This window comes from Bacillus sp. FG16, assembly GCF_057809515.1.
Genome location: NZ_JBMDKC010000061.1, coordinates 1 through 26,193, shown reverse-complemented (window position 1 = coordinate 26,193; position 26,193 = coordinate 1). Strand labels below are relative to the sequence as shown.

24 protein-coding genes, 1 pseudogene and 1 other annotated feature are annotated in these 26,193 nt (G+C 35.3%); of the genes and pseudogenes, 17 read left to right on the top strand and 8 right to left on the bottom strand.

Going from position 1 to position 26,193, the window contains the following annotated elements; genetic code table 11:
- Nucleotides 1-88: 88 nt before the first annotated feature.
- Together ACODS7_RS20590 and proS are read left to right on the top strand one after the other, a co-directional pair.
- Nucleotides 89-382: a YesK-like family protein gene (locus ACODS7_RS20590; protein ID WP_000383860.1), complete on the top strand. Its 294-nt coding sequence runs from the start codon at nucleotides 89-91 to the stop codon at nucleotides 380-382.
- A gap of 93 nt (nucleotides 383-475) precedes the next feature.
- Nucleotides 476-682: a binding site (T-box leader), on the top strand.
- A 47-nt stretch (nucleotides 683-729) separates the two neighbouring features.
- On the top strand, nucleotides 730-2,160 hold the full coding sequence (gene proS / locus ACODS7_RS20585; RefSeq protein ID WP_016083661.1) for a proline--tRNA ligase: 1,431 nt from the start codon (nucleotides 730-732) through the stop codon (nucleotides 2,158-2,160).
- A gap of 115 nt (nucleotides 2,161-2,275) precedes the next feature.
- Here proS and ACODS7_RS20580 read toward each other — a convergent pair whose 3' ends face one another.
- Nucleotides 2,276-3,025, bottom strand: a complete 750-nt coding sequence (locus ACODS7_RS20580; RefSeq protein ID WP_243168139.1) for an LPXTG cell wall anchor domain-containing protein — start codon at nucleotides 3,023-3,025, stop codon at nucleotides 2,276-2,278.
- Between the two features lie 201 nt (nucleotides 3,026-3,226).
- On the opposite strand from ACODS7_RS20580, the gene ACODS7_RS20575 reads away from it, so the two are divergent.
- The 7 genes from ACODS7_RS20575 (at nucleotide 3,227) to ACODS7_RS20545 (ending at nucleotide 9,807) form a co-directional block, all read left to right on the top strand.
- Nucleotides 3,227-4,105 (top strand): ROK family protein, encoded by an 879-nt coding sequence (locus ACODS7_RS20575; RefSeq protein ID WP_016083658.1) that lies wholly within the window; start codon nucleotides 3,227-3,229, stop codon nucleotides 4,103-4,105.
- A gap of 128 nt (nucleotides 4,106-4,233) precedes the next feature.
- Nucleotides 4,234-4,830 (top strand): TerD family protein, encoded by a 597-nt coding sequence (locus ACODS7_RS20570; protein ID WP_001121586.1) that lies wholly within the window; start codon nucleotides 4,234-4,236, stop codon nucleotides 4,828-4,830.
- 22 nt (nucleotides 4,831-4,852) lie between these two features.
- On the top strand, nucleotides 4,853-5,437 hold the full coding sequence (locus ACODS7_RS20565) for a TerD family protein (RefSeq protein ID WP_016083657.1): 585 nt from the start codon (nucleotides 4,853-4,855) through the stop codon (nucleotides 5,435-5,437).
- An 85-nt stretch (nucleotides 5,438-5,522) separates the two neighbouring features.
- Nucleotides 5,523-6,101, top strand: a complete 579-nt coding sequence (locus ACODS7_RS20560; protein WP_000236649.1) for a TerD family protein — start codon at nucleotides 5,523-5,525, stop codon at nucleotides 6,099-6,101.
- A gap of 72 nt (nucleotides 6,102-6,173) precedes the next feature.
- Entirely contained in the window at nucleotides 6,174-6,965 is a 792-nt protein-coding gene (locus ACODS7_RS20555; protein ID WP_016083656.1) for a TerC family protein, read from the top strand.
- Nucleotides 6,966-7,074: 109 nt separating this feature from the next.
- Nucleotides 7,075-8,706 (top strand): YceG family protein, encoded by a 1,632-nt coding sequence (locus ACODS7_RS20550; RefSeq protein ID WP_048564001.1) that lies wholly within the window; start codon nucleotides 7,075-7,077, stop codon nucleotides 8,704-8,706.
- 18 nt (nucleotides 8,707-8,724) lie between these two features.
- Nucleotides 8,725-9,807 (top strand): toxic anion resistance protein, encoded by a 1,083-nt coding sequence (locus ACODS7_RS20545; RefSeq protein ID WP_001064413.1) that lies wholly within the window; start codon nucleotides 8,725-8,727, stop codon nucleotides 9,805-9,807.
- A gap of 35 nt (nucleotides 9,808-9,842) precedes the next feature.
- On the opposite strand, the gene ACODS7_RS20540 is transcribed toward ACODS7_RS20545, so the two are convergent.
- The gene (locus tag ACODS7_RS20540) at nucleotides 9,843-12,509 is read right to left on the bottom strand and encodes a cation-translocating P-type ATPase (RefSeq protein WP_098629621.1); all 2,667 of its coding nucleotides are present in this window, start codon (nucleotides 12,507-12,509) and stop codon (nucleotides 9,843-9,845) included.
- Between the two features lie 192 nt (nucleotides 12,510-12,701).
- Complete coding sequence (locus tag ACODS7_RS20535; protein ID WP_000366196.1) at nucleotides 12,702-12,926, bottom strand: DUF1128 domain-containing protein; 225 nt, start codon at nucleotides 12,924-12,926, stop codon at nucleotides 12,702-12,704.
- Nucleotides 12,927-13,100: 174 nt separating this feature from the next.
- On the opposite strand from ACODS7_RS20535, the gene ACODS7_RS20530 reads away from it, so the two are divergent.
- Genes ACODS7_RS20530 through ACODS7_RS20520 form a run of 3 tightly spaced genes read left to right on the top strand, consistent with a single transcriptional unit; the run spans nucleotide 13,101 to nucleotide 15,007 of the window.
- Nucleotides 13,101-13,565 carry a low molecular weight protein-tyrosine-phosphatase gene (locus ACODS7_RS20530; protein ID WP_000250916.1) on the top strand — a complete coding sequence of 155 codons (465 nt, stop codon included), beginning with the start codon at nucleotides 13,101-13,103 and terminating at the stop codon, nucleotides 13,563-13,565.
- Between the two features lie 53 nt (nucleotides 13,566-13,618).
- Nucleotides 13,619-14,134, top strand: a complete 516-nt coding sequence (locus tag ACODS7_RS20525; protein ID WP_001085388.1) for a DUF4075 domain-containing protein — start codon at nucleotides 13,619-13,621, stop codon at nucleotides 14,132-14,134.
- A gap of 6 nt (nucleotides 14,135-14,140) precedes the next feature.
- On the top strand, nucleotides 14,141-15,007 hold the full coding sequence (locus ACODS7_RS20520; protein WP_016083653.1) for a YihY/virulence factor BrkB family protein: 867 nt from the start codon (nucleotides 14,141-14,143) through the stop codon (nucleotides 15,005-15,007).
- A 188-nt stretch (nucleotides 15,008-15,195) separates the two neighbouring features.
- Here the strand turns inward: ACODS7_RS20520 and ACODS7_RS20515 are convergent, their stop codons facing one another.
- Entirely contained in the window at nucleotides 15,196-17,121 is a 1,926-nt protein-coding gene (locus ACODS7_RS20515; protein WP_098139474.1) for a heavy metal translocating P-type ATPase, read from the bottom strand.
- A 271-nt stretch (nucleotides 17,122-17,392) separates the two neighbouring features.
- Here ACODS7_RS20515 and ACODS7_RS20510 point away from each other — a divergent pair, with 271 nt between their 5' ends.
- The 3 genes from ACODS7_RS20510 to lepB all read left to right on the top strand — a co-directional run bounded on the left by ACODS7_RS20510 (nucleotide 17,393) and on the right by lepB (nucleotide 19,859).
- Nucleotides 17,393-18,343, top strand: a complete 951-nt coding sequence (locus ACODS7_RS20510; protein ID WP_043935345.1) for a DMT family transporter — start codon at nucleotides 17,393-17,395, stop codon at nucleotides 18,341-18,343.
- A gap of 120 nt (nucleotides 18,344-18,463) precedes the next feature.
- Complete coding sequence (locus ACODS7_RS20505) at nucleotides 18,464-19,144, top strand: lysoplasmalogenase (RefSeq protein ID WP_016083650.1); 681 nt, start codon at nucleotides 18,464-18,466, stop codon at nucleotides 19,142-19,144.
- A 178-nt stretch (nucleotides 19,145-19,322) separates the two neighbouring features.
- Nucleotides 19,323-19,859 (top strand): signal peptidase I, encoded by a 537-nt coding sequence (gene lepB / locus ACODS7_RS20500; RefSeq protein WP_098629619.1) that lies wholly within the window; start codon nucleotides 19,323-19,325, stop codon nucleotides 19,857-19,859.
- Between the two features lie 37 nt (nucleotides 19,860-19,896).
- Here lepB and ACODS7_RS20495 read toward each other — a convergent pair whose 3' ends face one another.
- The gene (locus tag ACODS7_RS20495; RefSeq protein WP_098640251.1) at nucleotides 19,897-22,659 is read right to left on the bottom strand and encodes a tetratricopeptide repeat protein; all 2,763 of its coding nucleotides are present in this window, start codon (nucleotides 22,657-22,659) and stop codon (nucleotides 19,897-19,899) included.
- 475 nt (nucleotides 22,660-23,134) lie between these two features.
- On the opposite strand from ACODS7_RS20495, the gene ACODS7_RS20490 reads away from it, so the two are divergent.
- Nucleotides 23,135-23,728 carry a DedA family protein gene (locus tag ACODS7_RS20490; protein ID WP_000434876.1) on the top strand — a complete coding sequence of 198 codons (594 nt, stop codon included), beginning with the start codon at nucleotides 23,135-23,137 and terminating at the stop codon, nucleotides 23,726-23,728.
- Nucleotides 23,729-23,739: 11 nt separating this feature from the next.
- Here ACODS7_RS20490 and ACODS7_RS20485 read toward each other — a convergent pair whose 3' ends face one another.
- From ACODS7_RS20485 to ACODS7_RS20475, 3 genes are all read right to left on the bottom strand, one after another.
- Complete coding sequence (locus tag ACODS7_RS20485; protein ID WP_000100295.1) at nucleotides 23,740-24,168, bottom strand: EamA family transporter; 429 nt, start codon at nucleotides 24,166-24,168, stop codon at nucleotides 23,740-23,742.
- Between the two features lie 209 nt (nucleotides 24,169-24,377).
- Nucleotides 24,378-24,524 carry a BH0509 family protein gene (locus ACODS7_RS20480; protein WP_000817786.1) on the bottom strand — a complete coding sequence of 49 codons (147 nt, stop codon included), beginning with the start codon at nucleotides 24,522-24,524 and terminating at the stop codon, nucleotides 24,378-24,380.
- A 155-nt stretch (nucleotides 24,525-24,679) separates the two neighbouring features.
- Nucleotides 24,680-25,096 (bottom strand): pyridoxamine 5'-phosphate oxidase family protein, encoded by a 417-nt coding sequence (locus ACODS7_RS20475; protein WP_016083647.1) that lies wholly within the window; start codon nucleotides 25,094-25,096, stop codon nucleotides 24,680-24,682.
- Between the two features lie 176 nt (nucleotides 25,097-25,272).
- On the opposite strand from ACODS7_RS20475, the pseudogene cax reads away from it, so the two are divergent.
- Nucleotides 25,273-26,163, top strand: a pseudogene (gene cax, locus ACODS7_RS20470) (calcium/proton exchanger); the annotation flags it as partial.
- Nucleotides 26,164-26,193: the final 30 nt, after the last annotated feature.

Genomic DNA, 26,193 nt, shown 5'->3' with positions numbered 1-26,193 from the left:
ATATGTTTTCGAATAAAATTTATTGTTTATTTTCAGAAAAATTAAACATATAATAAGTATAAGGGAATCTACGGACGGAGGGAATAGTATGGACTGGTTAGATGGATTCGGTATATTTTACATCATTGGTGGCATCACAATTCTCCTTGTATTTGCTATTTCATATTTACTAAAGAAACGTTTTCCAGACAAACAGTTTGATATTATATTTGCACTGATTGTAATACTTCTTTGCTTAGCATCATTTCCTGTTACCATGATGGTTATTGGTGGGTGGGAAGGAATGGGATATGGATTTATTGGTTTCTTCGTTCTACTAGGTACACTTATTGGTATGATTGCACATCAACTTGTAAAAATCTCTCGAAAAAGCTACGTATAAAACTGTAAAAAATGAAAAGAATATATAATAATAAGAAAATTAGCTATTGTTTTAAAAAAGAATTTGTATTATGATAATCAACAAATTTATTTCGTTATAACGATGAAAAAGGACTAGTACATATTCAACCTTTTTAGTAGAGAGAGAATCCGCCAGGCTGAAAGATTCTTAAAAAGGCAATATAGAACCTGCCTTTGAGTTCTGCATATGCAGCGGGAATTTCCCGTTATCAAAAAGAGAGCATGCGCAATTTTTGTGCATGAATCAGGGTGGTAACGCCGGCAAAGCTCGGTCCCTATTTAGGGACGCGGGCTTTTTTGTATTTTCTAGAAGGAGGAAGACTGACTATGGCAAAAGAACAAGTGCAAGCCATTACGAAGATGGAAGAGGACTTTGCGCAGTGGTATACCGATATTGTAAAAAAAGCCGAACTTGTTGATTATTCAAGTGTAAAAGGGTGCATGATTTTACGTCCGTATGGTTATGCCTTATGGGAGAATATGCAGAAGGTGATGGATGAGAAGTTAAAAGAAACTGGCCATGAAAATGTATATATGCCAATGTTTATCCCAGAGAGTTTATTGCAAAAAGAGAAGGATCATGTTGAAGGATTTGCTCCTGAAGTAGCATGGGTTACGCATGGCGGGGATGAAAAGTTAGCGGAAAGACTTTGTGTACGTCCTACATCTGAAACTTTATTCTGTGAGCACTTTTCAAAAATTGTGCAATCCTATAATGATTTGCCAAAGTTATATAATCAGTGGTGTTCAGTAGTTCGTTGGGAGAAGACAACTAGACCATTCCTTCGTACGACTGAATTTTTATGGCAAGAGGGTCATACAATCCATGAAACGGCAGAAGAATCGCAGGCTGAAACATTAAATATTTTAAACTTATATGCTTCTTTCTGTGAGGATTATTTAGCGATACCAGTTATTAAAGGACAAAAAACAGAAAAAGAGAAGTTTGCTGGAGCAAAGGAAACTTATACAATTGAAAGTTTAATGCATGATGGAAAAGCGCTTCAAACAGGAACCTCTCATAACTTTGGGACGAATTTCTCAGAAGCATTTGATATTAAGTTTTTAGATCGTAACGGTAAATGGCAATATGTGCACCAAACATCTTGGGGTGTATCAACAAGAATGATAGGCGGGCTAATAATGGTTCATAGCGATAATAATGGACTTGTAATGCCACCAAAAGTCGCTCCAGTGCAAGTTGTTATTGTACCAATTGCTCAGCATAAAGAAGGAGTTTTAGCAAAAGCAACAGAGTTACAAGGACATATTCAAAAGGTTGCACGAGTAAAAATAGATGCTAGTAATAAAACGCCTGGTTGGAAATTTAATGAGTATGAAATGAAGGGTATTCCAATTCGATTAGAAGTTGGCCCTAAAGATATTGAAAAGAATCAAGTTGTACTTGTAAGAAGAGATACGAAGGAAAAAGAGTTTGTACCGATGGATCAATTAGAAGAACGTATTCCAGCATTACTTGAAGAAATTCATAGTTCTTTATTTAATAAAGCAAAAGCATTTCGCGATGAGAATACGTATGCTGTGACAAATTTCGAAGAGATGAAAAAAGTAGCTGACGAAAAGCAAGGCTTTATTAAAGCAATGTGGTGCGGGGAATTGGCTTGTGAAGAGAAACTAAAAGAAGAAGTGGGAGTATCATCACGTTGTATGCCTTTTGAGCAAGAGCATTTAGCTGAAGAATGTATTTGTTGTGGTAAAGAAGCTAAACAAATGGTGTATTGGGGAAAAGCGTATTAATACTCTTTTGATAGGTGATAAAAAGGACTTTAGGCTGCATAATAAAATGCAATCCAAAGCCCTTTTTAGTTTTATACAGTATTTCATGTATTCTTTAGATGGAAGGATGTTGTTCTTATTTTACGTTTTTACGACGAATAAACAGTAACATACCAATTAGGAATGTTGAAAGACCCATTAAAATAGATATAGGGTAATGCGTTGCAGTATTAGGTAATTTATCACCTTGTTTTTTTGTATTATCTTTTACATTACCACCTTGAGAACCGTTGTCCTTCTGAGAATTGCTATCGCCTTTAACACGATTGCCACCTTGAGAGCCGTTGCCACCAGAGCCACTGCCACCAGAGCCACTGCCACCAGAGCCATTGCCACCAGAGCCGCTGCCACCAGAACCGTTGCCACCGGAACCACTGCCACCAGAGCCGTTGCCACCTTGAGAGCCGTTGCCACCAGAGCCACTGCCACCAGAGCCATTGCCACCTTGAGAGCCGTTGCCACCAGAGCCGTTGCCACCAGAACCACTGCCGTCAGAGCCATTGCCGCCAGAGCCATTACCGCCGGAACCACTGCCACCAGAGCCGTTGCCACCAGAACCACTGCCACCAGAACCACTGCCACCAGAGCCATTACCGCCGGAACCACTGCCGTCAGAGCCACTGCCACCAGAACCACTATCGTCCTGAGAACCGTTATTTCCTGGAGGTTTATTATTATCCTTTAAATTTCCTTCTGCAAAATGATCGCTATTTTGTACAATAGCGTTTGTTAATGGTTGGAAGTTTTCAGTTGCAGCATTACCGATATTTAAACCGCTAAAAAAAGATAAAGAGAGTGTTGATGCTAAAATGAAGATTTTCGTCATGGTTTTCCTCCTAAGAAATTAATATTCCATCTAAAATACATCCCTTTGTAATATTTCTTAGGAAAAAGAGTTTTATGCAAAAAAAACTATATATAGAAAAAGGTGGTGTATTTGTCAAAGCAGAAAAGAGTTAATGTAGATTTCCTACAAATAGTAGAGGCGGAGAATTTACATTCATAACGGTAGAGGAAGTGGCAGTAGATGAAAGAGTACATAGCGTTTGATATTGGCGGTACGCAAATTAAGTATGGCATTGTTTCAGAAATAGGGAGAGTATTAAAGTGTAAAACAGTTGCAACAGAAATTCATTTAGGCGGAGAACAAATTATTCAAAAACTTATATATGTATCCAAAAAAATAATGAATGAACATACTATTGCAGGAATTGGTATTAGCACTGCGGGAATTGTTGATATTAATAAAGGAATTGTGACGGGAGGTGCGGATCATATTCCGGGATATAGTACTATTCCTATTATTGATAGGTTGCAAGAGATATTAAAAGTTCCAGTATCGATTGACAATGATGTGAATTGTGCAGCGTTTGGAGAAAAGTGGAATGGTAGTGGAAGAGAGAAAGCGAACTTTATTATGCTCACCCTTGGAACAGGGATTGGGGGAGCGATTTTTATAGATGGAGAATTGTACCGAGGCCATTCATTTAGTGCTGGTGAATGGGGGAATATGTTAATAGAAGGAAAACCGTTTGAAGAGGTTTCCTCGATTTCAGGATTAATTCGTCTTGTCAGAAAATATAAAGGCAAAGGCGAGTGGAATGGGAAAAGAATTTTCGAGTTGTATGATAAAGGAGATCGGGAAGTTGCTCAAGCAGTTGGGATCTTCTTTAAACATTTGGCAATCGGAATTAGTAATCTTGCTTATATTTTCAATCCAGAAACGATTATTATTGGTGGAGGAATTACTGATAGAGGAAATGAGTTTTTAAAAGAAGTAAAAGAAGAGATCAGTAAATACTTAAATCAAGAGATTTATAATAATTGTGAGATTGAACTTGCACAAAACGGTAATTGTGCAGGAATGATTGGTGCTATTTACCACTTCTTACATCATCATAAGTAAATTATATGAATGTTTTCATATAACTGAGAATTTATCCTTTTTATCGCTAGGTAAATAATGCTACAATATAAGAGAAGAATACAATATTTTCCGATTTGGAAAATGCTTTGTAGAAAGGGAGAAACTTCATGCCTATTATTTTAGAAAAAGGTCAAAAGATCGATTTAACGAAAGGACAACCAAAAGTAGCAAAACTACAGGTTGGCTTAGGCTGGGATCCAATTGGGCAATCAGGTGGATTTCTGTCTTCATTATTTGGAAGTAAACCAAATGTAGATTGTGATGCATCTGTTGTTATGTTAGAAGGAGATCGTTTTTTAAACAAAAATGATTTAGTTTACTTCGGAAATAAACTTTCTACTTGTGGTAGTATTATTCATTCAGGAGATAATTTAACAGGCGAAGGCGCTGGTGATGACGAAACAATTTTCGTAGAATTACATAAAGTTCCAAGCCGTATTAATCGTTTAGTATTCGTTGTAAATATTTATGACTGTGTAAATCGTCGTCAAGATTTCGGGATGATTCGTAATGCATATATTCGTATTCAAAACCCGCAAACTGGTGAAGAATTAGCACGCTATAATTTATCGGATAATTATGCTGGCAAAACGACTCTAATTGCAGGTGAAATGTATCGTCACGGAAGTGAATGGAAGTTTTCAGCAGTTGGAGAAGGAACACAAGATAAAAACTTAAGTGAGATTGTATCACGTTATCAATAAAATAACCGAGGAGGAATTGTATATGGCATCAATTTCATTGAAAAAAGGACAAAAGGTAGACTTAACAAAAACGAATCCAGGTCTTTCGAAAGTTCTTGTAGGACTTGGTTGGGATACGAATCGTTATGACGGACAAAACGATTTCGACTTAGATGTTAGTATTTTCTTAGTAGGTGCGAATGGTAAAGTTTCAGGAGCTGAAGATTTCGTCTTCTATAATAATCCAAAAGGTGCGAATGGTTCTGTAGAGCATTTAGGAGATAACCGCACTGGCGAAGGTGAAGGCGATGACGAAGCGATTAAAGTAGATTTAAAAAATGTTCCTGCTCACATCGAACGTATTTGTTTTACAATTACAATTTATGATGGAGAAGGCCGTAGCCAAAACTTCGGACAAGTTTCTAATTCTTTCGTACGTATTCTTGATGAAGAAAAGAATGCAGAATTAATTCGTTACGATTTAGGAGAAGATTTCTCTATTGAAACAGCCGTAGTAGTAGGTGAATTATACCGTCATGCAGGTGACTGGAAATTCAATGCAATCGGAAGTGGATTCCAAGGTGGATTAGCGTCTCTATGTAATAACTTTGGTTTAGATGTAGAGTAATAGATTTGATTTATATATCCATCGGTGAAATGCGTGTTTACCGATGGATATATTTTTAAAGATAAAAATATAGAGGTGAATATAGATGGTTATTCAATTACAAAAAGGACAGAAAATCGATTTAGGCAAGACAAGCCCTGGTTTAACAAAAGCAGTAATTGGTCTTGGATGGGATATTAAATCTTATGACGGTGGATCAGATTTCGATTTAGATGCATCTGCCTTTTTATTAGATGCAAACGGAAAATGTACGAAGGAAACTGATTTTATTTTCTATAATAATTTACAGTCTCCTTGTGGATCTGTTTTACATACAGGAGATAACCGTACAGGCGAAGGCGAAGGCGACGATGAGCAACTTGTTGTAGATTTGAAGAAGGTTCCAGCAGACGTTCATAAAATTGCTATTACAGTTACGATTTATGATGCAGAAGGCCGTAGTCAAAACTTTGGGCAAGTAGGAAATGCATTTGTTCGTTTAGCAAATGAAGAGACGAATGAAGAAGTTCTTCGTTTTGATTTAGGGGAAGATTTCTCCATCGAAACAGCAGTTGTCTTTTGTGAATTATACCGTCATAATGGACAGTGGAAGTTTAATGCAGTAGGAAGTGGATTCCAAGGTGGTTTAGGTGCGCTTGTAAGAGCGTATGGCTTGGATGCATAGAAAGGAAACGATATTCGTTTCCTTTTTTTGACCTTTCTATAAATCTAGCAAAGAATAGGGGATAAAGGTAAGATGAGTATTTTGCAAGGAATCCTTGATACGTATGCTCAGTTTTTCGACTTGGACATGTGGATTAAAGTGTTGCAAGATCCAGTATCTTGGGGATTAATAGGTACACTTGTTGTACTTGAAGGGTTGTTATCTGCTGATAACGCACTTGTGTTAGCGGTAATGGTAAAACACCTTCCGGAAGAAAAACGTAAAAAAGCATTATTCTATGGACTTATTGGAGCTTATGTGTTCCGCTTTATTGCGATTGGAATCGGGATGTTCTTAATTAAATTAGCATGGGTAAAAGTGTTAGGTGCACTTTACTTAGCGTGGCTTTCAGTTAAATACTTCATTGATAAAAGAAAAGGTAATGCAGAAGAAGAGGAATCTCATGGTATGAACCAAAATAGTATTCTCTTCAGAATGTTCGGTGTCTTCTGGGGAACAGTTGCGATGGTTGAATTAATGGATATCGCATTCTCTGTAGATAGCGTACTTGCTGCATTTGGTGTATCTAATGAAGTTTGGATTTTACTATTAGGCGGAATGCTAGGTATTTTAATGATGCGTGGTATCGCTGGTGTATTCTTAAAATTGTTAGAGCGTATTCCAGAACTTGAAACGACAGCATATATTTTAATTTTAATTATTGCAGCAAAAATGTTATTGTCTGTTATTCATATTGAAATAAGCCATACAGTGTTCTTCATTATTTTAGTTGTAGCATTTGGAGCAACATTTATACTTCACTACATGAAGAATTCTGGACAAGCTAAAGAAGAAGTTGCAGTTACTAAAGAAGACAATAAATAATTGAAATGGGTTTGCTCGTTTTGCGAGCGCCCATTTTTTATAACCAAAAATAGTTTATAATAGAAGAAGGACTTAGAAAAAACGTAAATGTTTTTGGAGGTGAACTGTTGTGTTTTCACGTTTTACACTTCAACCATATGCATTAAAAGATGAATCAGATTTAAAGCAATTTGAAGCGCTTTTAGAAAAACGCCCACAATATGAGCTGACAGAGAATGAGATGAAATTTAGTTATATAGCATGTCGAATCCTTGGCGTTCCTAATGATGTAGATGAATATTTTAATGAACTGTTTGATTATAGTGAAGCGAAAGGAATCGAAGTTTTACACGAACAAAATTTAAACAAAGTGATTGATTCAGAAAAGCTTCGTCATATTCAAGAAGTGTTCGTATTACATCAAGAAGCACCAAATGGTCTGACAGTAAATAGGTTAGTTGCACACTTATCTGGGAAACAACTTTTACCGAAAGTAGACAATCCTGATTTACAGCATTACATACATACGACGTTTATTTCAGTATTGAAATTATATGAGAAACAACATAATCAGTCGTTAAAGACAGAAGGCTTCCGTCGTTTCTTAATCGACATAATTAAACTAAGCGAAAATTACGTAGCGAAGTGGTTTTCTACGATTAATTATAAGAAACAGATGCCGCGTATCGTTTGGTATGGTGATGCACAGGAAAGCCGTATATATTTCTTATATTTTCTTATTATGCTCGGTTGTGATGTGCTTTATTATCACCCCGAAGGAAAAGATGGATTTGAAAATATTGATGAAGAGGGAAGAACTTTTATTGTGTCTCATCCGGGTCGCATTTCTCTTGAACCATTCCCTGATCGCCGCCGCGAGCGTGTTGCAACAGTAGCGTATCAAGCTTCGAAAGAAATTGAACAAGTACTTCACCACGATAATTCACTATTATATAAACCGTGGCAATTCCGTTCGTATACACCTGTAGCACGTACGTTAAAAACGACATATGATGAACTCTTTTTAATTACGAAAGAAAAGGCATTTGTACGTCCAACATTCTTTGTTGAAAATAAACATATTTATATTCCTTCTTTATTTGCGAAAATATCAGGCGTTTCAAAGAATGATAAAGAATATTTTCAACGATTAAAGGCTGTTACATCATTTGATAATAGTTTATTAATTAATACATTCCCGTTTACGAAAGAGCAGAAAGCAAATTTCCAATATCATTATCGAGATGCATTGGACCGAGCTGGGAAATTACATCCTGATCTAATTATGAATAGCCATTGGTGGCCGCATAAGCGTTTACCGGAAGGTTTACAACATGGGATTGCAGAGGCGATTATCCATACGTGCGAAAGTGAAATGTGCAAACCAATTGCGAAAGAAACGAAACAAGAGGTAGCGCTGTATGTTTTTGCACAACTTTCTCAAATACCACCCAATATTTTAGAACAGCTTGAGAAATTTGATTATTCACAAGATGTACCGAAAATTGTTATATTTAATAATGAGAAGAGCGGAGAATTAACTCGTTCTGACGCTGTTTTATTACTATTTTTGAATCAAATTGGAGTAGATGTATTCCATTTCAATCCTACGGGCAGAAACGATATTGAACCGTATGTTGAAGCAGGAGCATTTGATTCCCATTGGCTTGAAGAAGTTAATTTCGATCTTGAGTTTCATGGTTCATCAGCCTATAAAAATTTATCACAAACAATAAAAGGACTATTTCGTCCATTTTTATAAGGAAAGGGAGAATACCATATGAATAACCCAGTCGTACTAGATTCGAAAACTGAATTGAATGAGCAAACCGCACAAGATGTTCGCTTGCAACTTAGACAAGATGCAGATGTGCAACGTATTTATAACGCAGTAGATATTAAAGATCAACTGGAATTAATTGAACTTGGAAAAGAACCTTCTATGGAAATTTCACGTTTCGCTGATCAAATTTTACATACAATGTCTCTATCAAAGATAGAAGATTCTGGTGAATTGTTAAAGCAACTTGGTAAAATTATGGACAGATTTGATAGTAAAGACTTTGCGGAAGAGAAAAGTGGTTTCTTCTCGCGCATGTTCAAAAAAGCGGATAAAATGATAGAACAAATCTTTAGTAAATATCAAACGATGGGCCGCGAAATTGATAAAGTTTATGTGGAAATTACGAAGTACCAAGATGAGATGAAAAAATCAATTGGTACGTTAGATGGCTTATATGAGCAAAACTTAAAATATTATTTAGACTTAGAGAAGTACGTAGTAGCAGGAGAAATGTTATTAGAGCGTTTAAATACAGAATTAGTTCCGATGTATGAAGAACGCGTGCGTAATAATGATCAATTAGCAGGTATTGAATTAGAGTCGCTTAAAAACTCGGTTGAAATTTTAGAGCAACGTATTGATGATTTAGAAAAAGCACGTATGGTTGCGCTACTTACAGCGCCGCAAATTCGCATGATTCAACGTGGAAATAATAAATTAATTGGTAAAATCAATACAGCATTTATTACGACGATTCCTATCTTTAAAAATGGTATCATTCAAGCAGTAAATGCGAAACGTCAAAAGCTTGTTGCAGATTCTATGGCTGAACTTGATCGCCGTACAAATGAATTACTTAAGAAAAATGCACAAAATATCGCAACGCAAAGTGTAGAAGTAGCGAGATTATCAGGTTCTTCTAGTATTAAAATGGAAACACTTGAGGAAACTTGGAACATTATTTCAAGAGGTATGCAAGAAACACAACAAATTGAAGAACAAAATAAACGTGAGCGTGAAGAAAGCCGCAAGCGTATGGCTACATTAACAGAGAATATCAAAAAAGAATTACAAGGATAAATGAAAAGGCAATGAGGAATAGTCCTCATTGCCTTTTAGTTTCTCTTCACTAATTTAATAATCTCATTCACAACAAGTGGAATGATACTTAATAAGAGAACGAATCCCCAATCTCGCATTGTTAATGCATGTACACCGAATATATTTGCAAGGGGCGGGATGGAGATGATACAAACTTGCATAAGAACACCGATAAGAAGGGAGAAGACTAAATATTTATTTGTAAAGATCCCAATTGAAAAAATCGATTTCGTTCTTGAACGCAAGTTAAATGAATGAACGAGCTGAGAAAAACTAAGAACAACAAATGCCATCGTTTGGGCATGTAATAGAGCATCGTCATCAATTCGTTCAGGGAAAAGAGGGAATAAATTTGTATCTCCAGTATAGAATTTTGCTCCGGCGATAAAAGCTATTAGCGTTAAAAGTCCAATGACAAGTCCATTGAAAATAAGAAAAGGAACGCTACCACTAAATAAGCTTTCTTTCGCATGTCGTGGTTTTTCCTTCATCACATCTGGATCTTCAGGATCAACTCCAAGTGATAATGCAGGCAGTGTATCTGTAATTAAATTCACCCATAAAATATGAATAGGTCGTAGTGGTGTTGCCCAGCCGAGTAAAATGGCTAAAAATAAAGCGATAATTTCTCCGAAGTTACAAGAGAGTAGGAAGAGAATTGATTTTTTTATGTTGCGATAAATATTTCTACCTTCTTCAACAGCTTTCACGATAGATGAGAAATTATCATCTGTTAACACGACATCCGCTGCTCCTTTTGCGACGTCTGTTCCTGTAATGCCCATCGCTACGCCAACATCAGCTTGCTTTAAAGATGGTGCATCATTGACACCATCACCAGTCATAGAAACGATATTTCCTTTCGCGCGTAATGCCTTTACAATTTTCACTTTATGCTCTGGAGAGACTCTAGCGAATACATTTAAATGATTAATTTTGCTAGCTAGTTCTGTATCAGAAATGTTATCTAATTCAGTTCCAATCATAATTTCAGATATTTCTTCAGCAATGCCGAGTTCTTTAGCAATTGCAAAGGCGGTATCTTTATGGTCACCAGTAATCATAACTGTGCGAATGCCGGCTTTTTTACATTCTGTAATTGAATCTTTCACTTCAGTTCTTGGCGGATCAATCATACCGACAAGACCGATAAAGATGAGATTTTCTTCAAGATGATTTATATCCACATCGTTTGAATTGAATTGTTTAAAGGCGAATGAAAGTACTCTTAAAGCTTCTTGAGACATTGCCCTGGCAGCTTCTAATATTTGATTTTTATCAATTTCTGTTAGACCCTCGATTTTACCGTTTTTAAATATGTGGGTACATCGAGGTAAGAGTTTATCAATAGCGCCTTTCGTCATGCTATAGTAGTTTTCATCGTATGTATGCACGGTTGACATCATTTTACGATCTGAGTCGAAAGGCAGCTCGTTAACACGTTCATGTATCTTTTCTAAATGATCTTTTTGCATGTTAAAAGTGCTTCCGGCCACGAGAAGAGCAATTTCAGTCGGGTCTCCGGTTTGTGATTCGTTATTGTAAGACGCATCATTACATAGCACCATATTTTCTAACAATAGACGTTGTGCATCATTATTTACATTTAAATTTTCTAAGTGATCGTATGTGGTATCACTATAAAAGTGAGTAACGGTCATTTTATTTTGCGTTAACGTACCTGTTTTATCTGAACAAATAATTGTGACAGAACCGAGAGCTTCAACAGCTGGTAGTTTTCGAATGATAACGTTTTGTTTAATCATACGTTGTACACCAATTGCAAGAACGATGGAAACGATAGCTGGCAAGCCTTCTGGAATAGCTGCAACAGCTAAACTAATAGCAGTCATAAACATTTCTAACGTATCCCGGCCTTGTAAAAATCCGATGAGGAACATAACGATACAAATAGCTACAGCGACAAAGCCTAAATATTTTCCGACTTGTGCTAAGCTTTTTTGAAGTGGTGTCATATCATCGTCTGCTTCATGTAAAAGGGTAGCAATCTTACCAATTTGTGAGTTCATTCCAGTTTCAACAGCAACACCGACGCCTCTTCCATATGTCACAAGAGTAGACATAAAGGCCATGTTTTTTTGATCGCCAAGTGGTACTTGCTCATCACTTTGCATAGAAGCGTGGTAGATTGCATCTTTATCAACAGGGACAGATTCACCAGTTAGAGCAGATTCTTCAACTTTTAAATTTGCGGTTTCGATAAGGCGTAAATCGCATGGGATATATCGTCCGGCGTCGAGCATAACAATATCCCCTGGAACGACGTGCTCAGATGGAATTTCTTTTAGTTCACCATTTCTCTTGACGATAGCTTTTGGTGTTGCCATTTTTTTCAATGCCTCTAAAGCTTGTTCTGCTTTCGATTCTTGAACAACACCGATAACAGCATTTAAAACTACAACGAGCGCGATAATACTGGCATCCGCCCATTCACCTACAAAGGCAGAAATAAGGGCAGCTATAATAAGGACATATACGAGGACGTCATTAATTTGGGCGAAAATACGCTGCCATAAAGTGCGTTTTTGTTTTGTAGCTAATTCATTAGAACCGTATTGCTTTAAACGTTCACTTACAATCTCATCTGTTAAACCGTGTTGTTCGTTTGTTTCTAGGTCAATTAATGTTTGATCTTTCGTCTTACTGTACCAATTGCTCATAAGTAAGCACCTCCAGTAAAAACAGTTAGCAATGGTAGTGTTGCTATTATTTGTGAGTAGTATGTATGGAGAAAAAATCTAAGGTGAGGTTCTACTTCTATTGTACAATATTTTACAGTTGGTTGAGGGAAAGAGAAGAGTTGTCATGAATTTGTTGGAAATAAAAAAGAGCCTCATATAAGAGAGGCTTTTTTACTTTTTAATTAATGTACCTAATTCTTCTGTAATAGCTTGCATTTCACTAATGCTGAATGTTTCACGTTTCATAACATGATCATAAATGTCACGTAAATCTTCGTACATTTCTTCGTTAAAACTAGCAGCTCTCATCGCTCCAGCATTAACCATACGTAATTTTTCTTTAATAGCTTCGACCATGTATTCAACGTTTTCTTCTGACTTTACGGATAAATCCACCGAAGTGTCCCCCTTTAAAATAACATAAGGCTATCTTAACATTTTTTATCATTTTCGTTAATGAATCTTTTCAATCCTATTAAATTAGTAGGGATTTCCTTTATATTTCATAATTGGTTGTTTATACTATAAGTATATATGAAGAAATGCACCAAGAAGGGAAGAAACAAAGACATGGTTCAAGTATTGTTTGTTTGTCTTGGGAACATTTGCCGTTCTCCGATGGCAGAAGCAATTTTTCGAAATCTTGTCGTAAAAGAGGGACTTGAAGAGAAAATTGTCATTGATTCTGCAGGAACAGGAGATTGGCATGTTGGTCATCCGCCACATAAAGGAACACAAAAAATTTTAAAAGAAAATGCAGTCACTTTTGAAGGAATTAAAGCAAGGCAAGTAGAAAAAGAAGACTTAACAAAGTTTGATTATATTATTGCCATGGACAACAAGAATATAGCAGATTTAAAAAGTTTAGGTAAAACTGGAGGCTATATTGGTAGGCTGTCCGACTTTGTTCCAGACGGTGGCTGGACAGACGTTCCTGACCCTTACTATACAGGGAATTTCCAAGAAGTATATGACCTTGTAACAGAAGGGTGTGCAAAGCTATTAGCTTTCATTCGAAATGAACAAGGAATATGAGGAAGCTTAGAAAGAAATACTTTCTAACATAAGAAATGAAAGGGTGAAGGAATATGGCAAAGAAAAATAATATTGCTCGAAACATTGCGATTGGTGTAGCTGCAGGTGTAGCGGTATCCATGTTAAAGAAAGAAAACCGTGAAAAAGTAAAAAATACAGCAGAAAAAGCAAAAACAAAGATGATTGAAATTGGTGAAAATGCAAAGATCAAAGAAAAAGTGCAAACTGTTACAGATAAAGGACGCGAACTTGCTGATTTCAATGTGGTAAAAGCGAAAGTAGCAGAAATTAAAAAATTAACGCCATCTGTTGTAGAGACGTTAAAAGAAACGAAAGAAATTTTTAGTAAGAAAAAAGTTGAGCCAGAAGAAAAGCCAGAAACGATTGAAATTCAAGCTGTATCTCCAAAGGTAGATGAGCTGAAAGCAGAAGAAGAGCCAGTAGTTGCTGAAGATGGTGGTATGAAAGAAGCGCGTGAATTATTTATGAAAGACTCAAATGCAGTGGAAAAAAAAACTGAAGCGTACATTGAGTTAAAGCAAGATAAAGAAGAGAAGAAAAGCGTTTAAACATATATGAAAAAAATTTTAGAAAAGGTGAGAAGAAATCGTACTTATTCGTTTGGTAAAGATTTATATGACCGGACGATGCGCGATGATGTAGCGGGCTTGGCAGCACAGCTCGCTTATTTCTTCTTGCTTGCAATTTTTCCTGGGCTCGTTTTCTTAATTACGCTTCTTGGATTTATTCCCATTCAAACAGAGGATGTGCTTAGTTTATTAGAGGTTTATGTACCAGATGATGCAATGAACTTAATTGAGGTAAATGTAGATAAAGTTGTAAACCAGCAAAATGGTGGTTTATTATCATTTGGTTTATTATCCATGTTATGGTTTGCCTCAAATGGTGTTAATGCGGTTATGAATGCTTTTAACCGCGCTTATGACGTGAAGGAAACACGTTCTTTTATTACAACAAGAGCGTTATCAATTGTGTTTACATTAGCTATTATTTTTATGATTGTCTTTGCGTTAATTGTTCCGGTATTCGGACAAGTTATTGGAGCAGCAGTGTTTAAAGCACTCGGTTTATCAGATAGTTTTTCTTTCGTATGGAGCATTACACGATTAGTAGCGAGTTTCTTCGTACTATTTGCTTTGTTTAGTTTCTTATATACATTTGCACCAGATCGAAAGTTAAAAAGAAGAGAAGTTATTTCAGGGGCGTTATTTGCTACTGTAGGATGGATTGTGGTATCTTACTCATTTGCTTATTATGTAGATAAGTTTGCGAATTACGCCAATACATATGGTGGTCTCGGTGGTATCATTATTTTAATGTTATGGTTTTATTTAACTGGATGGGTAATTTTACTTGGCGGTGAAATTAATGGTTTACTCCACCATTATAGAACCGGTGACAATAATTCCCGTAATGAATAATGAGCTCTTGTTCCATAATAAAAAGGAACAGGGGGGATATTTCATGAGTAATAATAAAAAGAACCATAATAATAAAAGTAATAATAAACAAAAGAGCAGTTCGCATCCAAAGCATAAAACGAGTAGCAGTGCGAACGGTCATAATAGCTATCATTAAAAAAAAACGGGTCCTCTATGAGGGACCCGTTTTATTTGCTTCCTTTTAATAATCGTAAGCCATTTAAAATGACAAGAATCGTACTTCCTTCGTGGCCAATAACACCGAATGGAAGAGCTAAAAATTGCAAGAAGTTTGAACAAATTAGCATCGCAATAACAGCTAGCGAAAAGATTACGTTTTGCTTCACAATACGGTTCATTCGTTTTGATAGACGGATCGCTTGAGAAAGACGAGATAGTTCGTTCTTCATCAGTACAACATCCGCCGTTTCTAAAGCTACATCTGTTCCTTCTCCCATTGCGACACCAATGCTAGCAGTAGCGAGTGCAGGTGCATCATTTATACCGTCTCCGACCATTGCTACTGTACCGTATTTTTCTTTTAACTTTTTAATCGTTTCAACTTTTGTTTCTGGTAAACATGATGCGTAATATTCCTTTATATTACTTTCAGAGGCAATTGCTTTTGCCGTTTCTTCATTATCTCCAGTAATCATAATTGCTTCGACACCAATGCTTTGTAAATCGCGAATGGCAGCTATTGTTTCTTGGCGAAGCGTATCTTTTAAAGCGATAAGTCCAAGAATGCCTCCTTCATCACTAATATAAACGACAGTTTTACCTTCCTTTTCAAGTGAGGCAGAAATACCATTGTGAAATGTCTTTGTTTCTTCACCGATAAAATCAGCTTTACCTATTTTATAAGCGTTGTTTTCGAATACTCCTTTTAGCCCAAAACCAGTTACATCTTCAACCTTTTCTGGTTTTATTAATGTAATGTCGTACGCATGTTGTGCATATTTAACAATGGATTCAGCTAAAGGATGTGTAGAGTGACTTTCAATTGATGCTGTAATGGAAAGCACTTCTTTTTCTGTCATATTTTCTCGAACATATACATCTGTTACGGTAGGTTTTCCTTCTGTTAATGTTCCTGTTTTATCAAAGGCGATTGCTTTTACTGAAGCGAGGCGTTCTAAATGAATGCCACCTTTAAAGAGAATTCCATTTCTCGCTCCGTTAGAAATTGCAGATAACGTTGCTGGTGTAATGGCAGCAACGAGTGCACAAGGAGATGCGACTACAAGTAAGATCATAGCGCGATAAAACGTTTCATTCCAGCTCCAGTCAAGTAAGAAATGAGGAACGAACATCATAAGCGCAACAACGAGTAGTACACCTTTTACGTATGTTCCTTCAAACTTTTCGATGAATAGTTGTGATGGTGATTTTTCACTTTGTGCACTTTGGACGAGACGGATAATCTTTTGGAATAAGGTTTGATCGCTCGGCTTCGTAATTTTAACTTCGATAGCACCACGTAAATTTACAGTACCTGCAAATACTTCATCGCCATGTCTTTTCTCATTTGGAATAGGTTCTCCTGTGATTGCTGCCTCATCGATATTTGTTTCACCGTTATGAATCGTACCGTCAGCAGGAACACGTTCACCTGGTTTAATTAAAATAATGTCGTTAATTTGTAACTCTCCAACAGGAACACGTTCCTCAGTTCCGGTGGAAATACGTAATGCTTCTTCAGGTTGTAAGTCAAGAAGAGCAGAAATTTCTTTTTGGCTCTTACTTAACGTATAAGATTCCATAGCACCGCTGAGTGCAAAGATGAAGATTAAAATAGCCCCTTCTGCCCAGTAGCCAATAATTGCAGCACCAATAGCTGCAAAGAGCATTAGCATTTCAACATTTAGCTCTTTTTCTTCAATCGTATCTTCAATTCCTTCTTTTGCTTTTGCATATCCACCAACTATATAAGCAAGGATATAGCAAGTAATACCTACATTCATTGCATCGTTCTTTGTGAATAACCAACCAACTAAAATAAAAATACCAGATGCTACTGCAAATACAAGTTCATAATGTTTTTTTAATGTGTCCCATAGAGAGGGATGAGAAATTGTTTCTTTTGCGTGTAACGTTTTTACTTCTGAGTTCATTACTACTCGCTCCTTCCGAATTCTTATTGAGAAAAATAATCAAAATCGAAACCCCTATAAAACGACGAAAGCTGCCACCCATAATGGATAGCAGCATTTCTGTTGAATCTGTTTTTAATAGTTATTATATTGTAATTATTCTATAGTATATCATAGGTTTTTATGAGATGGTACGGTTTTGTTTTAAGTATAAACGGAAAACTTGTGTTTTCGCAATTCCTCTGGTATATATGAATATTGTTCATAAAAAGGTCGGAAAGGAAGACAACAAGTGAAGACAGAGAAATTTTTTACCCATCCGATTGGCGTATTTATTGCTGCAATAGTAGCAACTTTTTTATGGGGAAGCGCATTTCCTTTTATTAAATTAAGTTATGTTGAACTTGGAATTCAACCACAAGAAGTTGGAGAGCAAATATTATTTGCTGGTTATCGTTTCTTGTTATCTGGGGTAATGCTTGTATTCTTTTTTAAAGTGTTAGGGAAAGATATGAGTTTCAAAAAAGGAACGGGGAAACAGTTAATACAAATTGGTTTATTCCAAACGTTTCTTCAATATATCTGTTTTTATATTGGAATGAGTTATAGTTCAGGAATTGAAGGAGCTATCATTTCAGGGACATCATCATTCTTTCAAATTTTACTCGCCCATTTTTTATATAAAGATGATGCTCTCAATATGAGAAAAATAATTGGGGTATTGATTGGTTTTTGTGGTGTCATTTTAGTGAATGTGCCGAGTGATGGTAGCTTATCATTTCATTTTGGAATCGGAAGTTTATTACTTCTTAGTGCAGCAATGCTGTATTCATATGGAAACATATTAGCGAAAGAAGGTAGTAAAACATTAGATGTTGGTTATATGACAGCATACCAAATGATTTTTGGTTCTATAGGATTATTATTTATAGGGGCTTTGCAAGTTGGAGTAATGCCATTTACATTTAGTCTAGATGCACTACTTATGCTGATTTATTTATCTTTCTTATCTGCAGCTGGTTTTTGCATTTGGAATACAATTATGAAGTACAATAAGGTTGGAAAAGTATCTATGTATATGTTCTTTATACCCGTATTTGGTGTGTTATTATCAAGCATGATTTTAGGTGAAGCAATTCATTCATTTGTGTTACTCGGTTTAGCATGTGTAGCCGCAGGAATTATTGTGGTAAATCGGACGCCAGCTAAGCAAAAAATAGAGCAAGAAAAACAAGTAGCATAGAATGCAGAAAAGCGATTACAATGGAAGAACAGTACTGTTCTTCTTTTTTTATAGAAAAAGGATAATAGACTAAGTGTAACGAAAAAAGATACAAAAAGCATTTATTGAGGAGAACATATTATGAATCTACTTTATGTGGTGTTAATTGGGCAAATACTTCTTTTTTTTATTGGTGCAATTTATGCAATGCGACAGACAAAAAGAACGAAAGATAATATGCCGTTACCTTTAGCAATCCGTCTTATTCTTAGTTTTTCTTTAACAGGTAGTGCAATTTGGATATGGTTACAAGATCCATCTGTAGAGTATAGTACGTGGGTTGCACTTGGTATGACTTTATCGACTGTGGGAGATTTGTTTATGGCTGGGCTGATTCCAATTGGTCATCGATTAATTGGTGGGATGGTTACTTTCGCCCTTGCTCATTGTTTTTATGTAAAAGCATTTTTGCAAACAGGAATTTCATGGAATGGTTTTTGGATTGGCTTACTCGTATATGGGCTCTTTCTAATTGTAGGATGGTTCTTCTTTATCCGAAATGATAAACAGGATAAATTGTTTACGATAGGAGCTCTAATTTATGGATTGTGGGTTGGAGGAATGGCTTGCTTTGCATTCGCCTTATATTATGAAAATACAGGAATATGGTGGATACCAGCGTTTGGTGGCTTACTGTTTGTAATTTCTGATTTCATTATTGGCGTGACAGATATCGGAGGGCGTAAATTGAAGTATGAGCCACTTTGGATTTGGTTTACATATGTAGCCGCTCAAATGTGTATTGTATATGTGGGATTATAAAAAGATACTCTCAAAAATAGTGGATAGACTATTTTGAGAGTATCTTTTTTGCTTGTTTAATTTAATCAGTATTTCTATTTTGGAATTTCTAATATTATAATTTTATAATTCGGAATTTTGTAGGAAAATATCAGTCGTATTATTTATAATAAAAGTAAAAAGATGATGAGATGGTGAAATGATGCAAAAGAAAAAACGTTGGCGTGAATTCTTTGGAACTATTGCAATTGCATGTTTATTGGTGTTTTTGGCGAAAATTTTTGTGTTCTTTCCTACGACTGTAAAAGGAGCATCCATGAGACCAACGTTGCAAGATGGAGATAAGGTGATTGTTAACAAGTTAGCAAAACAATTTGAAAGCTATGGGAGAGAAGACATTATTGTTGTGAAAACAGATAATTTTTATGTCAAAAGAGTGATTGGATTGCCAGAGGATATTATTGAGATGAGAAATGATCAATTATATGTGAATTCTGAAGTGAAAGATGAAGAGTATTTGGATAGTAATAAAAAACAAGCAGAAAAAAAACTTCTGAATTTAACAGAGGACTTTGGACCGATTACAGTTCCTAAAAATAAGATTTTTGTTATGGGAGATAATCGCTTAATAAGTAAAGATAGTAGAAATGGTTTAGGTTTTATTGATAGAGAAGATGTGTTAGGAAAGTTAGCAGGCATTTATTATCCGTTTGAACATATGAAAATAATAAAGTGAAAAAACCAAGCAAATTTTAGTTTGCTTGGTTTTTTTGTTAAACAGTAGGAGATTCGTTAGATACAAAGATATCTTCATGTTTCTTTGTAGTACTTAAAACGAATTTATGTTGTAGCAATTGTAGTTTAAATAACGCTAAAGGATCATGATATGTTTCTGGATTGCTTCTTAGCGTTGCTAATGTTTGTTCATCTTCCTGTATCTCAAGTTGAGCTGCATCCACATTTTGTTTCAATATGCTAAGTGGATCTTTAAAGAACATCATGATATCACGTTCTAATGCCCCTTCAAATACTTCAAATTGTAGGAAGAATTGTTTTGAAATTGTGTGAGCAATTTCTGTATAGTCTTCTGTTTCAATGTATTGTTTATATTTGTTGGCGAGCATAGATTGGTTTTTTTGCATATTACCAAATAATTTCCCGGCACTTTTTAAGAAAAACTGTGTCGGTGTAAAGCGTAATAAAATATTGATGTTCGTTACTGTAATTCGATTTGTCATTCGTACAACATCTCGATTCCAATCATCTAATAATTTGAAATCGCAAGGAAGTTTCATACGTTCTTCTTTATATAATTTATTAAATGTTTCACTCATTTCATCTAAATAAGCTTGAGCTTGAATAAATTCATTATGTGCTGTTTCAATCCATTCTTGAATAGACCCAGTAAATTTAGGAAGAAGTACCTGTTGTACATGCTTTTGAACTCGTTCATTCATTGCAGCATTTAATTCTTCATGAACTAGTTTGAAATCACTATCTTCTTGAACAAGATCAGAGCAACTCTGTAATAATTCAGGAATTTGAGAATGTATATCTCGTGTAATTTCTTCTTTCGTTAAAAGATAGGATTCGGTAATAGAGCGAATTTTATCTTTTTCAAGAGCAGTAAGGTTATTAATAAATCCAGTAAGTTTCACTGAGATGTGTTTATTCCAGCGTACGGATTTTACTAATGTATTTTCTAATTCCACACGTTCATTTATTAGATAAGCAATTGTTTTTTGCGTAAACCATATTAGCTTTTCTATACGTTCTTTTTCTATGTCGCGTTTTGCAAGATTAGAGAGAATAGATTCTGTTACATCTCCAAGTTGCTGGCTACTCTCTTGCGAAGGAGAATATGGGAAGAATTGTGCATCTGGAAAATGTACTTTAAGCTTACTAATTAGTTTTTCATTAGTAGTCGTATTATTTGTATGTAATACGAAGTGAATTTGTAAGTTTGGTACTTGTTCACGTAAATAAATTAACGTATCAATTTCTTCACTATGCAATGGTGAAGAAGAATTTAATACGTAAACAAGGCTATCTGCTGTTTGTAAGTATTCAAAGTATGCATTGTTTTTATCCAATTGTCCTTGAATGGCTGGTGTAATAAGAAATGTAAACTTATTTTTTCTTAAAAATCTACTTGGTAGCTTAATTTCTATACATTTTTTCTCAAGTTCTGACTGAGCAGATGTAGCCGTTATTTGATGGAATTCATCAAGGTTAGGGATATTACGTATATCTAACTCGGTAAATTCTGTTATTTCAGTTTGACTAGCGTCTTTAAATAGAATAGGAGTTGTTAAAGTTTCAGTTAAGATGTTCTCTCCTAATATTGAATTGACAAATGACGTTTTATCATAGTCACTAGTTCCAGCTATTAGTAGTGGTGTGACATTTAAATCACATAGTTCATGGACGAGTAGCGTAAATTGATGACTTAAATCTACATCATTTTTCTCAGCCCACACAGCGATTGTTTCGAATAAATGAGAAACTGTTTCCATATTTACATCTGCTTCAGCTGATGTATTAGAAAGTAAGGATCCAGCACTTTTTACGAGTAATGATTCTAAAGTTGTAGGTGAGACTTCATTCCATGCTAACACTGCTGCAGAGACAACTAGAGAATCTTTTGCTTTCGTTAAACTGAACCAATTTGTTAATAGATTTGGTACAAGTCCGTTTAATTCATGCATAAAATGATTTCCGGTAATTAATGCAAAGTATGTTTCTTGATAGCGAGTAGAAATTTCATTCCAATCGTCATTATTGTCTGTTTCAATATGCAAGAATAAATGATTAATACTTTGAATCCAAGGAAGGTATAAGGATTCATGTTGGTAGCTATTCCAAAGAGCAATAACAAGTTCTTTAAACTGAGCGTGATCAACAGCATATAGAGCTTTTAAAGACTCATAGAAATATTCAGGCTTAATATTTCTAGTAAATCCTTTGTTTATGTAATTTATTAACGTATCAAACCAGTGTAAAGATTGTGTTCGAATACCTTCTTGAACAGCTAGTTCGATAGCATTGTTCCAATCTTCTTGTTTTTCATAGAAAGAACGTGCAATTGCAGTAATATTTGGGTAATCCGGTTGGAATGCAACAGCTTCACTAATCGTCTTAAAAGCAAGTCCTAAACGATCTTGTTCGATATAAAGAGAAAGAAGTTGTAATGAAACCTCCATCGTAAGAGTTGTATCTTCTGTTTGAATAGATTGATAAATTTCTTCTGCCTTTGGTAAGAATCCTAGTTCAAAATAAGCATCTGCAATATTTTTTGTTGCCCAAAGTGCAAGAGCATTATTAACTTTTTCCCATTTAAATATAGCTGCTTCAAAATCTTTATTTTGATAATAAAATTCACCTTGAGCAAATCGAATATTAGAAATGTTGGAGAATTCATTTTTAGATTCATTTATATATGCTTCACCGAGTACTTCCGATGCAGGAGTAGAAGTTTCTTCTGTTAAAAATGTTTTATAGTAAACTTTTTGAATAAATTGATTTTCAATGGTCATGTTCGTTCCCCCCTGTATAATTTAGAAAAATGATGTTGTATGTAAAAGGGTTCATGTTCTTTTAATAGGTAGAAGTTGTATTATATAGACCAAACTATGTTTTTGCTAGATATATCATTTTTCTTGAGAGTTAAACCGTTGCGAAAAGTAACTTTCCTTTATTGTAACAAAAAAACACGCATGTGAATTTTTATTTTTTATCAGGACATTTGCAGGCAGTAAGAATCTAATCTCAAAATTAGTGAATGTAAGTGAGTTATGTGGGAGTCGGGATGTCTGTAGAAGCAAGATTGGCATAGGTTAATAATTACAAAACTCCCACTGATTAAAGTTTCACTTTATCTCTGTTAAAGGAAAGAATAGAAGTAGAGTTCATTATAAAAACAATGTATAGTGAATATGTATACCATGTTTGCCTTAAAGATAGAAAGGGTACAATGTGGAATAACGATCGTGCATAGGATGTGTCTTCCGAATGGAACAACATATTGGCGAGTTAATCGCGCATTATGGCTATTTTGGAATTGTTATAGCCTTGGCTGGTGGGATTGTCGGATTACCGATACCAGACGAGTTTTTATTGACCTTTGTTGGTTATAATGTTTCAAAAGGAGTTATGTCAGGAACCGCTGCTTTTTTAAGTGGGATGGCTGGTGCGATGTTAGGGATTACGTTAAGCTACATATTAGGTTTAAAACTTGGGCTCCCTGTTTTAAAGAAATATGGGCCGAAAATTAGAATTAAAGAACATCACATTGAAAAAACACATATTTTATTTGAAAAATATGGGCCATTTCTTTTAATGATTGGTTATTTTATACCGGGAGTACGTCATTTAACAGCATATTTTGCTGGGGTATCAAATTTGACACTTTGGCGTTTTTGTTTGTACGCTTACGGTGGTGCGCTCATTTGGATAAGTGTTTTTATTGGGCTTGGCTGGAAGTTAGGCGAGAAGTGGCGCTTCGTTGAGTATAGTTTACATCATTATGGAATATGGATTTTATTAATTTCAGCAGTTGTTACATGTGTTGTATGGTTTTATATAAAGAAAAAGAAAAACCGCTAATAGCGGTTTTTTTAGCTGAAAGCAATAAATAATACACCAGCTGTAATAAAGACTACACCAACGCCGGTCATAAAGTTTAACTTTTCACCGAGTATAATCATAGCGAGAATGATAGAAAATACGACGCTTAATTTATCGACAGGAGCTACTTGTGAAACCTTTCCTGTTTTGAGGGCAAGAAAATAAAATAGCCATGACGAAGCACCTGCAATCCCACTTAATGTGATAAATAGCAGTGCTTTTTTATTTAGCAGTACGTCGCCGATATTTTGAAATTTACCTTGTATGATAATAACGCCTATCATAAATAATGCCATAATAATAGATCGAATTGTTGTTGCAACGTTTGCATCGATTCCGTCTAAACCAAACTTTCCAAAAATCGATACAAGGGCAGCAGCAATTGCTGATAATAGTGCAAATAAGAGCCACGAACTCATAGTAAAATTCCTCCAATCTTACAGTATTATACATGAAAATGATTCTCATGTATAAAGTTGAAGCAATTGAGATTTATAGGAAGCACGACTTCAACTTAACTTCTTGCTCCACCTGAATTTTAAGGTGGGAGTTTTAACGTCCGCAAATAGTGGGCTAAATAACGAAATAATCCCCACCTTATATTTTTTATAAGGTGGGGATTATTATACTACTCTGCAATTTCCTCATATAAAAAGTACGTTACATTATAAATATGTTCTACTTCATCGTCTGTCATAAACAGTAATTCGTCACGCTCAATCCCTTTTTTCTTTTCAATAAACTCAATCATGTTTTTGCGTTCTTCTCTCTTCATCAATTTTATTTCTCCTCTCAATCTGTTTTAATACAGTTTATTTAAGTTACTGCTATTATATAACAGAATCTTTAGAAAGTTCCACCTATTTTATTGTTTTTTTCAAAAGAACTTTTCGACAAAACAAGCCCACCTAAAGGGGGGCTTGTTTTATTTTATAGTCGTAAAAACTCAGGCTCCGTCGTACCGGCACCATCGATGTAATAAATTGTGTCGGGATTGATTTTTATCAATACGTAATTAGGGTCTTCAGGACCGAGTAACCAACGTTTTAAGCTATTATTCCAAAACTTATTTTTTAATGTCGAGTCTTCCTCGATTGAAGCTAACCCTTCAACTTCAATATAATCTTCATCTAATTTTTTTCCTTCTCGTCCGAGTAATACATGGACATTAGGATTGTTTTCAATATCTGTTATCTTTTTTGATTTCCGATCGGTTGCAATATATAACACAAAATCTTCGTGGAAAAACATCATAAAGGCACTATGAGGTTTGTTTTCACGTACAGTAGATAATACACCAGTTCGTTGACCGCATATAATAGTTTCAATTTTTTCTTTTAAATGCATGCTTTTAGCCTCTTTTCATACTTTGTAGTTTTCTTCGTCTAAATAAGAATGAAGTATCTTTCATACTCTTTTCATCAACATGATTTTTTAAACGTAATTGTGATGAAATCGGACAAGTTAGGAGAAGAATAATAATAATATTGAGGAGAAATACATACGATGGAAGGATGAAAAGCATGTTTAATAAAATATTTCTTATAGTAGCGCTTATAGGTGTACCACTGTCTGTACTTGGAAAAACACTTCATTGGCCAGAAACAATTATGTTCGCTGTGTATTGTATTACGATTATCGCATTGGCTGGTTTTATGGGGAGAGCAACAGAGAGTTTAGCAATTGTTTCTGGTCCTAGAATAGGTGGATTATTAAATGCTACTTTCGGTAATGCTGTTGAACTTATCATTTCAATTTTTGCACTTCAAGCAGGGTTAATTGAAGTGGTGTTAGCTTCTTTAACGGGTTCGGTACTTGGAAATTTATTATTAGTAGGAGGACTATCCTTCTTTGTAGGTGGACTTAAATATAAAAGGCAAAGCTTTAACGTTTACGATGCAAGGCATAATTCAGCTTTATTAATATTTGCTGTTGTCGTGGCCTTTGTTATTCCAGAGATCTTTTCAATGAAGATGGACGCTGGCAAGACGTATCAATTAAGTATAGGTGTTTCTATTATTATGATTATCATGTACATTGCTGCATTACTATTTAAGTTAGTTACGCACCGTGGTGTATATCAACACAAAAGTGACGAAGTAGCGCATGAAGAAGAGCCAGAGTGGTCGAAAGGGAAGGCACTCCTTATTTTAGCGATAGCAACACTGGCGGTAGCTTATGTATCAGAGGCGCTCGTGCATACTTTTGAAACTGTTGCAAAATCATTTGGTTGGTCAGAGTTATTTATAGGGGTTATTATCGTTGCAATTGTTGGAAATGCAGCGGAACATGCATCTGCAATTATTATGGCTTATAAAAATAAAGTAAATATTGCAGTCGAAATTGCAATAGGGTCTACATTACAAATCGCCATGTTTGTTGCTCCTGTATTATATAAGTTACGTTTAATATTTTAACAATTGTTCAGTTCCTAACCTTTGAAG

Bases quoted from the DNA above. Each gene is read 5' to 3' on its own strand.
- ACODS7_RS20505 (WP_016083650.1), top strand. From the start codon at position 18,464: ATGAATCTACTTTATGTGGTGTTAATTGGGCAAATACTTCTTTTTTTT.
- ACODS7_RS20495 (WP_098640251.1), bottom strand. From the start codon at position 22,659: ATGACCATTGAAAATCAATTTATTCAAAAAGTTTACTATAAAACATTT.
- ACODS7_RS20555 (WP_016083656.1), top strand. From the start codon at position 6,174: ATGAGTATTTTGCAAGGAATCCTTGATACGTATGCTCAGTTTTTCGAC.
- ACODS7_RS20560 (WP_000236649.1), top strand. From the start codon at position 5,523: ATGGTTATTCAATTACAAAAAGGACAGAAAATCGATTTAGGCAAGACA.
- ACODS7_RS20525 (WP_001085388.1), top strand. From the start codon at position 13,619: ATGGCAAAGAAAAATAATATTGCTCGAAACATTGCGATTGGTGTAGCT.
- ACODS7_RS20590 (WP_000383860.1), top strand. From the start codon at position 89: ATGGACTGGTTAGATGGATTCGGTATATTTTACATCATTGGTGGCATC.
- ACODS7_RS20530 (WP_000250916.1), top strand. From the start codon at position 13,101: ATGGTTCAAGTATTGTTTGTTTGTCTTGGGAACATTTGCCGTTCTCCG.
- lepB (WP_098629619.1), top strand. From the start codon at position 19,323: ATGATGCAAAAGAAAAAACGTTGGCGTGAATTCTTTGGAACTATTGCA.
- proS (WP_016083661.1), top strand. From the start codon at position 730: ATGGCAAAAGAACAAGTGCAAGCCATTACGAAGATGGAAGAGGACTTT.
- ACODS7_RS20575 (WP_016083658.1), top strand. From the start codon at position 3,227: ATGAAAGAGTACATAGCGTTTGATATTGGCGGTACGCAAATTAAGTAT.
- ACODS7_RS20545 (WP_001064413.1), top strand. From the start codon at position 8,725: ATGAATAACCCAGTCGTACTAGATTCGAAAACTGAATTGAATGAGCAA.
- ACODS7_RS20570 (WP_001121586.1), top strand. From the start codon at position 4,234: ATGCCTATTATTTTAGAAAAAGGTCAAAAGATCGATTTAACGAAAGGA.
- ACODS7_RS20540 (WP_098629621.1), bottom strand. From the start codon at position 12,509: ATGAGCAATTGGTACAGTAAGACGAAAGATCAAACATTAATTGACCTA.
- ACODS7_RS20515 (WP_098139474.1), bottom strand. From the start codon at position 17,121: ATGAACTCAGAAGTAAAAACGTTACACGCAAAAGAAACAATTTCTCAT.
- ACODS7_RS20520 (WP_016083653.1), top strand. From the start codon at position 14,141: ATGAAAAAAATTTTAGAAAAGGTGAGAAGAAATCGTACTTATTCGTTT.
- ACODS7_RS20480 (WP_000817786.1), bottom strand. From the start codon at position 24,524: ATGAAGAGAGAAGAACGCAAAAACATGATTGAGTTTATTGAAAAGAAA.
- ACODS7_RS20490 (WP_000434876.1), top strand. From the start codon at position 23,135: ATGGAACAACATATTGGCGAGTTAATCGCGCATTATGGCTATTTTGGA.
- ACODS7_RS20475 (WP_016083647.1), bottom strand. From the start codon at position 25,096: ATGCATTTAAAAGAAAAAATTGAAACTATTATATGCGGTCAACGAACT.
- ACODS7_RS20580 (WP_243168139.1), bottom strand. From the start codon at position 3,025: ATGACGAAAATCTTCATTTTAGCATCAACACTCTCTTTATCTTTTTTT.
- ACODS7_RS20565 (WP_016083657.1), top strand. From the start codon at position 4,853: ATGGCATCAATTTCATTGAAAAAAGGACAAAAGGTAGACTTAACAAAA.
- ACODS7_RS20485 (WP_000100295.1), bottom strand. From the start codon at position 24,168: ATGAGTTCGTGGCTCTTATTTGCACTATTATCAGCAATTGCTGCTGCC.